This is a genomic window from Sphingopyxis sp. QXT-31 (assembly GCF_001984035.1).
GTDB lineage: Bacteria > Pseudomonadota > Alphaproteobacteria > Sphingomonadales > Sphingomonadaceae > Sphingopyxis.
The window spans coordinates 1086441-1099772 of record NZ_CP019449.1 but is presented as its reverse complement, the minus strand read 5'-3'; the positions used below and the strand labels follow the sequence as shown (position 1 = coordinate 1099772).

The following is a 13332-nucleotide window of genomic DNA, read 5'->3' as shown; positions in this document are numbered from 1 at the left end:
CCCCCGACGCCCGCGACCCGCTAAGGCGCGGCCATGTCCGACACCAAGACCCGCTTCTACATCACAACCGCGATCAGCTATCCCAATGGCCGTCCGCATATCGGCCATGCCTATGAGGCGATCGCGACCGATGTCATGGCGCGTTTCCAGCGCGCGCGCGGCCGCGACGTGCGGTTAACCACCGGCACCGACGAGCATGGCCTGAAAATGTACCAGACCGCGCGCGACCAGGGCCGCCCGACGATCGAACTCGCTGATGAAATGTCGGGATATTTCCGTGAGATGTATGCCAAGCTGAATATCAGTTTCGACCATTTCATGCGCACCTCGGATCCCGCGCACCACGAAGCGTCGCAGGCGCTGTGGCGCGCGATGGAGGCTAATGGCGACCTCTATCTCGACCGCTATGAGGGCTGGTATTCGGTTCGCGACGAAGCTTTCTACGACGAAAGCGAGCTTCAGGGGGAAGGGGAGGCCCGGCTTTCGCCGCAGGGTACCCCGGTCGAATGGACCGTCGAGGAAAGCTGGTTTTTCCGACTGTCCAGCTACCAGGACAAATTGCTCGCGCTCTACGACGACAATCCCGACTTCGTCCGCCCCGAAAGCCGCCGCAACGAGGTGCTGCGCTTCGTCGAGGGCGGGCTCAAGGATTTGAGCGTCTCGCGCACCAGCTTCGACTGGGGTGTGCCGGTACCGGGCTCGCCGGGGCACGTCATGTATGTCTGGGTCGACGCGCTCACGACTTACATGTCGGCGCTCGGCTTCCCCGACCGCGACGGCGAGTGGGGAAAGTTCTGGCCCGCGGACATCCATATGATCGGCAAGGATATCGTTCGTTTTCATACGGTTTACTGGCCGGCCTTCCTGATGAGCGCCAATCTGCCATTGCCCAAACAGGTGTTCGGCCATGGCTTCCTGCTCAACCGCGGCGAGAAGATGTCGAAGTCGCTCGGCAATGTCGTCGACCCGATGGAACTGGCCGAGCGCTTTGGGGTCGATGCGCTGCGCTATTATCTGCTCCGCGAAGTCAGCTTCGGGCAGGACGGCAGCTATTCGGCCGAGGCGATCGTGCGCACCGCCAACGCCGACCTCGCGAACAGCTTCGGCAATCTCGCACAGCGCAGCTTATCGATGATTTTCAAGAATTTGGATGGCAAGCTTTCCGCCGACTATGCGCCGGCGCCGGATGATGCCGACCTACTGGCCGATTTGCACGCGATGGCGACCGAGCGTCTGCCGCGCGAATTCGAGCAGCTCGCTTTTTCGGTCGGCATCGAGGACTGGATCCGCGCGGTCTTCGCTTGCAACCAATATGTCGACGGGCAGGCGCCCTGGGCACTGCGCAAGACCGATCCCGAACGCATGCGCGCGGTGCTGATGACGCTGTTCCAGGCGGTGCGCACGCTCGCGATCGCGATCCGTCCGGTCGTGCCGGCAGCCGCCGACAAATTGCTCGACCAGATGGGCATAGCGGAAGACGCGCGCGATTCCGCGGCACTTGCCGATACCGACTGGTTCGAAAACCTAGCCGCCAGCGGTTTCACCGTCGTTCAGCCGGTCCCGATCTTTCCCCGTCTCGAACTGCCCGAGGGAGAAGGGGAAGGGGAGGCGTAATGCTCGTCGATTCGCACTGCCACCTCAATTACAAGGGGCTTGCCGAGCAGCAGGGCGATGTGCTGGCGCGCGCGCGGGCGAAGGGCGTCACCGCGATGCTCAACATCGCGACGCGCGAAAGCGAGTGGGACGATGTGCTCGCCGCCGCCGAAGCGAATGACGATGTCTGGGCCAGCGTCGGCATCCACCCGCACGACGCCGACAACCATCCCGACGTCGATACTGCGAAGCTCGTCGAGCGCGCGGCGCATCCGCGCGTGATCGGCATCGGCGAGACCGGGCTCGACTATTATTACGACAAGAGCGACCGCGCGCGGCAGCAGGACAGCTTCCGCCGCCATATCCACGCGTCGCAGGCGACCGGCCTCCCGGTGATCGTCCACACCCGCGATGCCGAAGCCGATACGCTCGCGCTGCTCGGCGAAGAGATGGACAGGGCGGTCTTCCCCGGCGTTATCCACTGCTTCACCGCCAGTGACGACTTTGCGCGCCAAGCGCTCGAACTCGGCCTCTATATCTCGATCTCGGGCATCGTGACCTTCAAGAACGCCGCCGATCTCCAGGCGACCGCCAGATGGCTGCCGCAGCACCGGCTGCTGATCGAAACCGACTCCCCCTTCCTCGCCCCCGTCCCGCACCGCGGCAAGACCGGCGAGCCGGCCTTCGTTGCCGACACCCTGTCCTTCCTCGCGGACCTGCGCGGCGAGGATCGCGAGACGCTGGGCGAGGCGACAAGTCTCAATTTTTACAAGCTTTTCTTCAAGGCGGCGCCATGACGTCACATTCGTCATGAAAGTCCGCATCCTCGGCTGCGGCACCTCGTCGGGCGTGCCGCGGCTCGGCAATGACTGGGGCCAGTGTGATCCCGACAACCCGCGCAATCTGCGCAGCCGTGCCTCGATCCTGATTTCGCTTGGCGGCTTCCGCATCCTGATCGACACCAGCCCCGACATGCGACTGCAGTTGCTCGCCGCCGAGGTGGGCGAGGTTGATGCCGTGATCTGGACGCACGAGCATGCCGACCACACCCACGGGCTCGATGATTTGCGCCAGGTGATGCACCTGCGCGGCTCGGCGGTGCCCTGCTATGCGCGCGACCATGTGCTCGACACGCTCAAATGGCGCTTTACCTACGCCTTTGCCGGGAATGCCGGCTATCCGGCATCGGTCGATCCCATTGACCTGCTCGACCATCAATCGATCGGTCCGATCGAGGTGTCGGCGATCGAAATGCCGCACGGCCCGATCAAGGCGAGCGGACTCATCTTCAGCGACGGTGCGCACAAGATCGGCTATGCCACTGATTTTTCGAAGTTCACCGACGAGATGGTCGACTTCTTTCAGGGCGTTGACCTGTTCGTGATCGACGCGCTGCGCCGCTATCCGCATCCGACGCATCCGCATCTGGCGATGACGCTCGCGGCGCTCGAGAAGGTCGGCAGTCCGCGCGCGATCATCACGCATATGGACAATACGATGGATTATGACGACCTAGTCAGCGAATTGCCGCCGGGGATCGAGCCCGGCTATGACGGGCTGGAGGTGCAGCTATGAACGATATGGCGACGGGCCTGGTCTGGGCCATCGGCTCGCTGGCGCTGGTGATAAGTGCGCTCGTCGCGCGCCAGTTGCCGATGAAGGACTGGGTCAAGATGGCGCTCGCGTGGGTCGCGATCTTCGGGTTGGTGTTCCTGGTAATCCGGACGTGGCAGGCGGTGACATAAGCGTGGGACACGCGAAACCGCTCGTCCCTCGACCCCGTCATTCAATTTAACATAATATATATTATCGGATAAAGTGATGGCCGCAGACGGACCCGTTTCCCCCGCTTCCCCCATCGATCGCCTGCTCGCCGTCATGCGCCAGCTGCGCAACCCCGACGGCGGCTGCGAATGGGATCTGGCGCAGGACTTCTCGACCATCGCGCCTTACACGATCGAGGAAGCCTATGAGGTCGCCGACGCGATCGCCGGCGGCGATCCCGCGGCGATCTGCGACGAGCTCGGCGACCTGCTGCTCCAGGTCGTCTTCCACGCGCAGATCGCGGCCGACGACGGACTCTTCACCTTCGACGACGTCGCAAACGCCATCTCCGCCAAGATGGAACGCCGCCACCCGCATATCTTCGGCGACGCCACGACGTCCGACGTGCGGCAGCAATGGGAGGCAATCAAGGCGAACGAGCGCGCCGCGGACGGCCCCAAAGGGGCGCTCGACGGCGTCGCGCTGTCGCTGCCCGCGCTGCTGCGCGCGCAGAAGCTGCAAGGACGGGCCGCGCGCGTCGGTTTCGACTGGCCCGATACCGAAGGTCCGCGCGACAAGATCGCCGAGGAACTCGCCGAGGTGGCCGCCGCTACCGACGACGCGCACCGGCATGAAGAGGTCGGCGACCTGCTCTTGGCCGTCGTCAACTACGCGCGCAAGCTCGGCGTCGATGCCGAGGGTGCGCTGCGCGACGCCAATCTGAAATTCGAGCGGCGCTTTGCCGCCATGGAAGCCCGCGCCGGCGGATCGCTGCAGGGCCTGTCGCTCGGCGCGCAGGAAGCGCATTGGCAGGCGGTCAAGGCGTCGGAGTAGTCTCCGTCGGCCACAATCGCTCGAAGCGCGCCGCATCCGCCGGGTCCAGCCGCACCGTCAGCACATGCCCCTCGCCTTCGGGCGTATCGCTCAGCACTTCGCCGCGCGCGTGAAGCCACGCCGCCGCTTCGCCCTTTTCGTAGCGCAGGAAGATGCGCTGAACCTTGTGCAGCGCGGTCAGGCGTGACGCCATGAGCGTGCGCGCGCCCTCGACGCCCTCGCCGGTCACCGCCGAAATCATCGCGACGTCCGTCCGCCGCGCCGCCATCTCGGCAATTTGCGCGCGATGTTCGGGATCGGCGGTGTCGATCTTGTTCCAGATCTCGATCTGCGGGATGACGTCGGGAGTATCCGCGCCCCCTTCCCCGCCGTCCTGTGGCCCGTTGACGCCCAGCGAATTGAGGATCGCAACGACATCGGCATATTGCGCCTCGCTGTCGGGGTGGACGATGTCGCGGACGTGGACGATCAGGTCGGCGGTGGTGACCTCCTCCAGCGTCGCGCGGAAGGCCGCGACCAATTCGGTCGGCAGGTCAGAGACGAAGCCGACGGTGTCGGACAGGATGGCCTTGTCGATGCCGGGCAGCCGTATCTCGCGCATCGTCGGGTCGAGCGTCGCGAAGAGCATGTCTTCCGCCATGACGTCACTTCCCGTCAGGCGATTGAAAAAGGTCGATTTTCCGGCGTTGGTATAACCGACGAGCGCGACCACGGGCCACGGCGCACGCTGGCGTTTCGAGCGCTGCAACTGCCGTGTGCGCCGTGCGTCTTCCAGCTGTTTGCGGATGCGCGCCATGCGGTTGCGGATCATCCGCCTGTCGGCCTCGATCTGCGTCTCGCCCGGCCCGCCGAGGAAGCCGAAGCCGCCGCGCTGGCGCTCGAGATGGGTCCAGCTGCGCACCAGCCGCCCCGCCTGATAATCGAGATGCGCCAACTCGACCTGCAGCCGCCCCTCGGCCGTCGCGGCACGCTCGCCGAAGATTTCGAGGATCAATCCCGTGCGGTCGATGACCTTGGTGCCGAACGCCGTCTCCAGGTTGCGCTGCTGGATCGCGGTCAGCGCCGCGTCGACGATGACGAGTTGCGCGGCCCCTTCCCCGATCTCAGCTTTAATGGCGTCAATCTGCCCGACGCCAAGCAGGGTCGCCGCGCGCGTCTGCCGCAGCCGAAGCGGGAATACCGCCACGACCTCGAGCCCGATCGCGAGTGCGAGCCCCTTGGCCTCCTCGGCGCGCGCGTCGAGGTCGCGCGACAGGCGCTGCCCGTGCCATTCGGGCACAATCAGCACCGCGGTCGCGCCGCGGGTTACCTCTTCGCTTTCGGCCACGATATCGATCAGGCGTCGCCTTCGGGCTCGCTGTCGCTCAGGTTGATCGGCCCGTTGGGCTGCACCGTCGAGATGGCGTGCTTGTAGACCAGCTGCACCTGCCGCTCGCGCTCGAGCAACATGCAGAACAGGTCGAAAGCGACGATGTCGCCCTGGAGCATCACGCCGTTGACGAGGAACATCGTCACCGATTCGTCCGACTTGCGCACCGCGTTGAGGAACACGTCCTGCAGCGCCTTGCCCTTGCTCGCCGGCGCCTCGCGAATGTCGTTGCCGAGCGAGGCGAGGTCGAAATCATGCGAGGGCATGACCGTCGAAATCGCGTGCTTGTAGACGAGCTGCGACTGCCCGTCGCGGCGCAGCAGCAACGAGAAATTGTCGAACCAGGTGATGATTCCCTGCAGTTTGACGCCTTTGACGAGGAACATCGTCACCGGTGTCTTGCTGCGTCGCAGGGCGTTGAGGAAGAGATCCTGGAGATTCTGGTTTTTATCGGACACATTGGCCTCCTGTTCTTGGCGGCAAAAACCGCTGGACGGCCCGTTTCGGCCCGTTGCCTTCGCCTTGGCGTGCGCAATATGCGACAAAGCGCAGCGCAGGTCTAGCGCAAAGCCATGAAGCGTTGGACTTCACTCTTCCGAATTATCGGTCAAACCCAAAAGCTTCAGCTTCCGGTGCAGCGCCGAGCGCTCCATGCCGATGAAGGTCGCGGTGCGCGAGATATTACCCGAGAAGCGGTTGATCTGGATGCGCAGATATTCGCGCTCGAAATTCTCGCGCGCTTCCTTGAGCGGGATCGCAGTGATCGATTCGGCGTTGGGCAGGATGTCGGTGCCGCCGCGCACCAGTTCGGCGGGCAGCATGTCGGCGTCGATCCGCCCCAGCCGGTCGCTGGGCGCCAGGATCATCACGCGCTCGATCACATTGCGCAGCTCGCGGACATTGCCCGGCCAGTCGTGCGCCTGGAGCGCGGCCATCGCCTCGGCGCTGATCTCCGGCGGCGGCGCGTGGCGATCGGCGGCGTAGCGGCTCACGAAATGTTCGCAGAGCGAGGCGATGTCGTCGCGCCGCTCGCGCAGCGACGGGATATGCACAGGCACGACGTTGAGCCGGTAATAAAGGTCCTCGCGAAAACGCCCCTCGGCGATCTCGGTCATCAGGTCGCGCGCCGAGCCCGAGATGATGCGCACGTCGACGCGGATCATGGTGCGGCCGCCAACGCGGGTGAAGCTCTGGTCGGTCAGTACCCGCAGGATCTTGCCTTGGGTGGTCAGCGGCATGTCGGCGACCTCGTCGAGGAAGAGCGTGCCGCCATGCGCCTGTTCGAGCAGGCCGACGCGGATCGCGCCATCCTCGCCCTCGGCGCCGAACAACTCGGCCTCGACGGTCTCTGGATCCATCCGCGCCGAGGAGATGACACGGAAGGGCGCGGTCTGGCGCCCGCTCCAGCCGTGTAGCACGCGCGCCGCGACCTCCTTGCCGACCCCCGCGGCGCCGGTGATCAGCACGCGGCTGCCGGTACCCGCGACGCGCTTCAGTGTCGCGCGGACATTGTTGATCGCCGCGCTCGACCCGGTGAGTTCGTCGGCAGGGCCGGCGCGTTCGCGGAGGCGCTCATATTCGAACTTCAGCCGCTCGCTCTCGGTCGCGCGCGCGACGAGGTGGAGCAGGCGTTCGGCCTCGAACGGCTTTTCGATGAAGTCGAAGGCGCCGCGGCGGATCGCGGCGACCGCGGTGTCGAGCCCGCCGTGCCCCGAAATCACGATGATCGGCAGTGTCGGGTCGAACGCCTTGATCGCCTCGACCAGCCCCAGCCCATCGAGCCGCGAACCCTGCAGCCAGACGTCGATCAGCGCGAGCGACGGCCGCCGCTGGCGGATCGCCTCGAGTGCGGCATCGCTGTCCGACGCGGTGCGCGCCTCATAACCTTCGTCTTCCATGACGCCGGCGACCAGCTCGCAAATGTCGCGCTCGTCGTCGACGATCAAAATATCAAGCGCCATATTCTTCTCTGTCCTGGCGGTTCCGGAAGCGTCCGGGGACCGTTTCAGCCTGCCCTGTCATGGTGTCGGCGCCGCGCCCCATCAGCGGGCGCAGGCGGTCGGGGTGGAGCGTCAGCGTGACGCGCGTCCCCTGCCCTGCGGGATTGTCGGCGAATTCGAGCTCGCCATAATGTTGCTCGACGATCTTCTTGACGATCGCGAGCCCGAGACCCGTGCCGCCCTGGCGCGTGGTCATATAGGGCTCGGCGATGCTGTCGCGGGCTTCGGGGAGGCCGATGCCGTCGTCGGTGATGCTGATCGTCATTTCGCCACCCTTCCCCATATCGAGGGTGGCGTGGATGTGGCCTATCGGTGAAGTTTCGGAATTTTTGGTATTTTCTTCAATCGCTTCCACGGCATTCTTGACGATGTTCGTTAGGGCCTGTGACAGAAGGCGGCGGTCGCAGACGAGGGGTTCGATCTCGTTGGGGATGGTGACGCCGAATTCGATATCGGGCTTGGCCACCTCGAAGAGGAACACCGCCTGCTTCAATATGTCGCGGACGTCCTCGACGCCGAAGGTCGGTTTGGGCATGCGCGCGAAGCTGGAAAATTCGTCGACCATGCGCCGCATGTCGTGGACCTGGCGGATCACCGTGTCGGTGAGCTTGCGGAAGGTCGCCTGGTCGCCCTCGACCTTGTCGCCGAAGCGGCGCTGGAGGCGTTCGGCGGCGAGCTGGATCGGGGTGAGCGGATTCTTGATCTCGTGCGCGATGCGGCGCGCGACGTCGGACCAGGCCGCGCGGCGCTGGTCGAGCAATTGCTGGGTGATATCCTCGAAGCTGAGCACGAAGCCGTCGCCCTGCGCGACGGCCTTGGCCGCGAGCGTCGCCGGCTCGGCTTCCTTGCGCGCGAGCTGGACCACGGCCTCGCGCTCGTCGCCGGTGATCAGCCGCGCGAGTTCGGGCGCGACCTCGGCGAGCGGGCGCCCGGTGAGTTCCTCGGCGCCGCTGCCGATCAGCCGCTCGGCGGCTGCGTTGACGAGCAGGATGCGATGATCGGCGTCGACCGACACGACCGCCGACGACACGCCGCTGAGCACCGCCTCGATAAAGCTGCGCCGCGCCTCGATCTGTTCGTTGGCGCTGACGAGCGCATGGGTCTGGCCCTGGATCTGCTCAGTCATGCGGTTAAAGGCGTTGGCAAGAACTGAAATTTCGTCGTCGTGCGCGGTCGGCGTGACGCGCACCGACAGGTCGCCGCCCGCGGCGGTGCGCGTCGCGCCGACGAGCGTGCCGAGCGGGCGCACGATGCGATCGGCAACGACGATCGCCGCGATCACGGCAAGCGCGAGCAACAGCAAAGCGCCGAGATAGAGCGCACCGTTGAACTGGAGCTGGAGCAACTGCGAGCGCTGGAACAGCGCGTTGTAATCCGCCAGCACGGTGCCGGCGCGCACCGACTGCTGAAAACCGAGGACATTGGCGTCGCGCGAGGCGTAGAGATAGGCGCGCGTGCGGCCGGGCAGCCTGGTCGCCGCTTCGATTCGGTCCTGCTGGCGCGAGGCGATCACCTTTTCGCCGCTGTCGAGCCGCGCGACCATCTCGGGCGTGATCCGCGCTTCGGCGTCGCGATTGTCGGGGTCGATCATCGCGGCAGTGCGCGCGACGCCATCGGCACCGACCTCGATGATCGCCGATTCATTGAGGTTCCGGACGACGACCTGCTGCAGATAATAGTCGGCGAAATCGGGGCCATCGATCGGGAAGCGCGTCAGGATGGCGCCGAGATCCTGCGCCATCTTTTCGGTATTCGCAACGACCTCACGCTGGTTTTCCTGATAATAGCCCTGCGCGAGGCTGGCGGCATTTTCAAACATGCCGCGCGAGCGGTCCGAGAACCAGAAATCGACGCCGAGCTGGAAGAGCAAGGACGCGAAGATTACGACGAGCATCGTCGGCGTTGCGGCGATCAGCGAAAAGAGCGCGACGAGGCGGACGTGAAGGCGACCGTTGCCCCCCGCCATCGAACTGGTGGCGCGCGCGCGCGCGATCCGACTGCCCGCAAGCACAATGAGGGTCATGGCGGGCAGCAGGTTCGCGACCATGATCGCGGCGACGAGCGCGGGGGTGAGCAGCCGGTCGCTCTGCGCGTCGCCAGTGACGAAGATATAGGTTGCAATGCCGACGCTGAGCATCACCGCGAGCGCATAATATTCGGGCACTGCGAACTGCCAGGCCTTGGCGCGCACGTTCTGTCCGCCGGAATCGCTGTCGTTCGCCAAGGGAGCGCTGGTCGCCATTGTGTCCCTGCTACGACAATGTTGTTGCATAGAAAACACACAAAGTGCGCGAGGGCCACAGTTGGCCGCGGAAAGCGGCTCGGTTGGGCTTGCTAACTGCCCTAAAGATCCTCCCCACGCGAAGCGATGGGGAGGGGGACCGCCGGGAAGCGGTGGTGGAGGGGTTGCGGCGCGGCGCTGACCTTTGACGTCGCGAACCCCTCCGTCAGCCCTGCGGGCTGCCACCTCCCCATCGCTGCGCGTGGGGAGGATCTTTGTGGCCGCTCCCCCTTTTTAGGACGCCCCACCGAACCGGCGGCGTTCGTTATGGGCAGCAATCGCCTTCTACCCGGCAGCGCGCTAGCCCCGCGGAGACGGTGCGGGACGCCACCAGTGCCGACCTCAGAAGTCCGCCGTGTCGGCAATCATCGCGACGGTCCAGCCGAGATTGTTGAGTTCGGTGGTTTCCCGCCCCTGCCCATTCTGATGGCAATGCACCAGACGCATAGCTTTCAACTCGTCGTCGCCGTTATTCCAGGGTTGCGCATGCCGCGTGCCGAAGAGCCCGCGAAGGCGAGCCAGTTGCGGGGCGGTCAGCCGATCAAGAATTTCCCGAGCATTCGTTATCGACATGCGGGGCTGACGGCCGGTTGAGCGTTGTCCTCGTCTGCGTTCTTTGTCTGGCCCACGAGCCATTTGCCGCCGGCAGGGAAGACATTCTTTGCAGCGCGCATGGCCGCCCTGTGCCCACCAGGGGAAAGGGCGGCACTGCGGGCCGTCCCAGGCCCACATCGGCCCGCGTCGGCCACAAGCGGGCCGCCCATGGCCTCGGCAAAATGCTGCGGATGGTCGTGCCGCTGAACGGCAACGAGTTGCCGATAAGCGTTCAGATCGGTGTGGCGCGTTCCGGGCATCGGATATCTCCTGCCCCGCCGTCATCAGGAATGATCCCTTCCGTACGGCCATCGGGCGTGAACCCGATACGGGCAACACCATAGGGTATACTGGCACGATTCATACTGATCTATGTTTGCCGCGCGAGAGTTAAGCCCGCGTCGGATCGATATCGAGCTGGCCGAGTCTTTTGCGCAGCGTGTTGCGGTTGATCCCCAGGCGGCGCGCCGCCTCCAGCTGGTTGCCGCGGACGTCGCGCAGGACGCGGCGGAAGAGGGCGGCTTCGACGATCGCTTCGAGGCGCTCGTGGAGGGTGCCGTCGTGGTCGGTGGCGAGTTCCTCCCGCGCCCAGTCGTCGACCGCGCGGCCGATCGCGTCCTGGGGCGCGACGATCGAAATCCCCTCGCCGCTTTCGTGGAGCACCGCCTCGACGTCGCGGACCGAGACGATCGTGTCGCGCGAGAGCACCGCGAGGCGCTGGACGACGTTGCCGAGTTCGCGGACGTTGCCGGGCCAGTCGTAGCGCTCGAGCATCTGCATCGCGTCGGGTGCGAATTGCCGGTCGGGGAGCCCGAACCGGCGGCCGCTGTCGACGAAATGGCGCACGAGCGCGGCGATGTCGCTGCGGCGGTCGCGCAAGGGCGGCAGCGTCACCGGGATGACGTTGAGCCGGTAGAAGAGATCCTCGCGGAAACGGCCGTCGGCGATCAGCGTACGCATGTCGCGGTGGGTCGCGGCGACGACGCGGACGTCGGCGCGCAGCGACTGGCTGCCGCCGACGGTCGAATATTCGTTGCTTTGCAGCACGCGGAGCAGCCGCGTCTGCGCGTCGAGCGGCATGTCGCCGATCTCGTCGAGGAAGAGCGTGCCCCCCGCCGCCTGTTCGAAGCGCCCGGCGTTGCGGCTGGTCGCGCCGGTGAAGGCCCCCTTTTCGTGGCCGAAGAGCTCGGCCTCGATCAGTTCGCGCGGGATCGCGGCCATGTTGATCGCCACGAAGGGCCCGGCGCGGCGGAGGCCTGTCGCGTGGACCGCCCGCGCGACGACCTCCTTGCCCGTCCCCGATTCGCCGAGGATCAGCACTGCGAGGTCGTTCGAGGCGAGGCGCGCGATGGTTCGGTAGACCGCCTGCATCGCCGGCGCACGGCCGACGAGGCCGTGGCTGTCCGCAGCGCCGGGATCTGGCGCCGCCGCAGGCTCGTCGCCGCGGCGCGCGAGTGCGGCGCGGACGCTGGCGATCAAATCCTCGAGGTCGAAGGGCTTGGGCAGATAATCATAGCTGCCGATGCCCGTGGCGCGCACCGCGGTGTCGAGCGTGTTCTGCGCCGAGAGCACGATCACCGGCACGTCGGGGGCAAGCCCGGCGCCGGGGAGCGAGTCGATCCCGTCGCCGTCGGGCAGCACGACGTCGGTGATGACGAGGTCGGGCGCGTTCGCCGCAAGCCAGGCGTTGCGCTCGGCGACGCTGGTGACCGCGGCGAAGCTGCCGCATTCCTCGGCGAGCGTTTCGCGGATGATCAGCGCGATCGTCGGATCGTCCTCGACGAGCAGGATGGTCTTGCCGATCATGCGCTACGCCCCTGCTGGGCCGCGGGAAGGTGGACGCGGAAGCGCGTCCAGTCGCCGTCGCGCATATGCTGGACGGTGCCGCCCATGTCGCGCGCGAGCTTGGCGACGAGCGCGAGGCCGAGCCCCCTGCCCTCGCGTTTGGTCGTCACGAAGGGATCGAAGACGTCGCCGCGGATCTCGGCCGGAACGCCGGGGCCGTTGTCGCTGACGCTGACCTCGATCGGCAGCGCGATGCGACCGCGGCCGTCGCCATTGTCGATCGACAGCCCGTGGCGATAGGCAGTGGCGAGGCGCACGACGCCGTCGTCGCGGCCGACGAGCACTTCGGAGGCGTTGGTGAGAAGGTTCTGCAAGATCTGCACCATGGCATCATGGTTGCCGAGCACGAGCGGCAGCGACGGGTCGAAATCCTCGGAAAAGCGGATGCCGGGCAGCTGGCGCGCGCGCACCGCCTCCATCGCCTGGTGGATCGGCTGGTAGAGGTTGAGCGCGTCGCAGGCGATCGGCTGGCCGCGCGAGAAATGCTCCATCTGGTCGATCAAGGTCGCGATGCGATCGACTTCGGCGACGATCAGCTTGGTAAAACGCGCCTTGCCGTCGTCGGCGCCGCGCGCGAGCAGCTGGGCGGCGCCGCGGATGCCGGCGAGGGGATTCTTGATCTCGTGCGCGAGCATCGAAGCGGCGGCGCCTGCGGCGCGCCCCGAGCGGCCGATCGCGCCGCCCATCAGTTCGGCCTCGCGCTGCGACGGGACGAGCGCGAGGATCCGGTGGCCGGTGCCGCCATAGGGGACCATCTGCATGTCAACCGAGATCGCCTTGCGCCCGCCGACCGAAATGTCGGCGCCGTGCGCGAAGAGCGCCGAATAGGCGGGGTCGCTCATCCGCTGGCGGTAATTGCGGTCCATCGCGATGACGTCGTAGACGACCTGCCCGACCATCGCGGCGCGGCCGGTGTTGCAGAGCTGTTCGGCGGCGGCGTTGACGAAGAGGATCACGCCATTGCGGTCGATGAGCAAAGTCGCGACGGGGTGCGACTGGATCAGCTCGTCATGGTCGAAACTGGGGATGCTCGACGTCAGCGCGCTCACGCA

12 protein-coding genes are annotated in these 13332 nt (G+C 66.0%); 5 read left to right on the top strand and 7 right to left on the bottom strand.

Features of this window, described 5'->3' with window-relative positions:
• Window positions 1-33: 33 nt before the first annotated feature.
• The 5 genes from metG (at window position 34) to mazG (ending at window position 4191) form a co-directional block, all read left to right on the top strand.
• Window positions 34-1614 (top strand): methionine--tRNA ligase, encoded by a 1581-nt coding sequence (gene metG, locus BWQ93_RS05400; protein ID WP_077029617.1) that lies wholly within the window; start codon window positions 34-36, stop codon window positions 1612-1614.
• On the top strand, window positions 1614-2390 hold the full coding sequence (locus BWQ93_RS05395) for a TatD family hydrolase (RefSeq protein ID WP_077029616.1): 777 nt from the start codon (window positions 1614-1616) through the stop codon (window positions 2388-2390). The genes metG and BWQ93_RS05395 overlap by 1 nt, the downstream gene beginning before the upstream one ends.
• Before the next feature lie 13 nt (window positions 2391-2403).
• Window positions 2404-3168, top strand: a complete 765-nt coding sequence (locus BWQ93_RS05390; RefSeq protein WP_077029615.1) for an MBL fold metallo-hydrolase — start codon at window positions 2404-2406, stop codon at window positions 3166-3168.
• A gap of 5 nt (window positions 3169-3173) precedes the next feature.
• Entirely contained in the window at window positions 3174-3338 is a 165-nt protein-coding gene (locus BWQ93_RS21085; protein ID WP_198040546.1) for a hypothetical protein, read from the top strand.
• A gap of 76 nt (window positions 3339-3414) precedes the next feature.
• A complete protein-coding gene (mazG, locus tag BWQ93_RS05385) occupies window positions 3415-4191 on the top strand; it encodes a nucleoside triphosphate pyrophosphohydrolase (RefSeq protein WP_077029614.1) in 777 nt (258 codons plus the stop codon).
• Here mazG and hflX read toward each other — a convergent pair.
• The 7 genes from hflX to BWQ93_RS05355 all read right to left on the bottom strand — a co-directional run bounded on the left by hflX (window position 4175) and on the right by BWQ93_RS05355 (window position 13329).
• Window positions 4175-5518, bottom strand: coding sequence for a GTPase HflX (gene hflX / locus BWQ93_RS05380; protein ID WP_443029361.1), 1344 nt, complete (start codon window positions 5516-5518; stop codon window positions 4175-4177). The genes mazG and hflX overlap by 17 nt on opposite strands.
• A gap of 8 nt (window positions 5519-5526) precedes the next feature.
• A complete protein-coding gene (hfq, locus tag BWQ93_RS05375) occupies window positions 5527-6105 on the bottom strand; it encodes an RNA chaperone Hfq (RefSeq protein ID WP_077029612.1) in 579 nt (192 codons plus the stop codon).
• A 42-nt stretch (window positions 6106-6147) separates the two neighbouring features.
• Window positions 6148-7521: a nitrogen assimilation response regulator NtrX gene (gene ntrX, locus BWQ93_RS05370; RefSeq protein WP_077029611.1), complete on the bottom strand. Its 1374-nt coding sequence runs from the start codon at window positions 7519-7521 to the stop codon at window positions 6148-6150.
• Window positions 7511-9802 (bottom strand): sensor histidine kinase, encoded by a 2292-nt coding sequence (locus BWQ93_RS05365; protein WP_232314747.1) that lies wholly within the window; start codon window positions 9800-9802, stop codon window positions 7511-7513. Before BWQ93_RS05365 ends, ntrX begins: the two co-directional genes overlap by 11 nt.
• A gap of 381 nt (window positions 9803-10183) precedes the next feature.
• Window positions 10184-10414, bottom strand: a complete 231-nt coding sequence (locus tag BWQ93_RS20740; RefSeq protein ID WP_156878145.1) for a hypothetical protein — start codon at window positions 10412-10414, stop codon at window positions 10184-10186.
• Window positions 10415-10825: 411 nt separating this feature from the next.
• Complete coding sequence (gene ntrC, locus BWQ93_RS05360; RefSeq protein ID WP_156878144.1) at window positions 10826-12241, bottom strand: nitrogen regulation protein NR(I); 1416 nt, start codon at window positions 12239-12241, stop codon at window positions 10826-10828.
• Window positions 12238-13329: a two-component system sensor histidine kinase NtrB gene (locus BWQ93_RS05355; protein ID WP_077029609.1), complete on the bottom strand. Its 1092-nt coding sequence runs from the start codon at window positions 13327-13329 to the stop codon at window positions 12238-12240. Before BWQ93_RS05355 ends, ntrC begins: the two co-directional genes overlap by 4 nt.
• Window positions 13330-13332: the final 3 nt, after the last annotated feature.

Bases quoted from the DNA above. Each gene is read 5' to 3' on its own strand.
- ntrC (WP_156878144.1), bottom strand. From the start codon at position 12,241: ATGATCGGCAAGACCATCCTGCTCGTCGAGGACGATCCGACGATCGCG.
- BWQ93_RS20740 (WP_156878145.1), bottom strand. From the start codon at position 10,414: ATGTCGATAACGAATGCTCGGGAAATTCTTGATCGGCTGACCGCCCCG.
- BWQ93_RS21085 (WP_198040546.1), top strand. From the start codon at position 3,174: ATGGCGACGGGCCTGGTCTGGGCCATCGGCTCGCTGGCGCTGGTGATA.
- BWQ93_RS05395 (WP_077029616.1), top strand. From the start codon at position 1,614: ATGCTCGTCGATTCGCACTGCCACCTCAATTACAAGGGGCTTGCCGAG.
- BWQ93_RS05390 (WP_077029615.1), top strand. From the start codon at position 2,404: ATGAAAGTCCGCATCCTCGGCTGCGGCACCTCGTCGGGCGTGCCGCGG.
- mazG (WP_077029614.1), top strand. From the start codon at position 3,415: ATGGCCGCAGACGGACCCGTTTCCCCCGCTTCCCCCATCGATCGCCTG.
- metG (WP_077029617.1), top strand. From the start codon at position 34: ATGTCCGACACCAAGACCCGCTTCTACATCACAACCGCGATCAGCTAT.
- ntrX (WP_077029611.1), bottom strand. From the start codon at position 7,521: ATGGCGCTTGATATTTTGATCGTCGACGACGAGCGCGACATTTGCGAG.
- BWQ93_RS05365 (WP_232314747.1), bottom strand. From the start codon at position 9,802: ATGGCGACCAGCGCTCCCTTGGCGAACGACAGCGATTCCGGCGGACAG.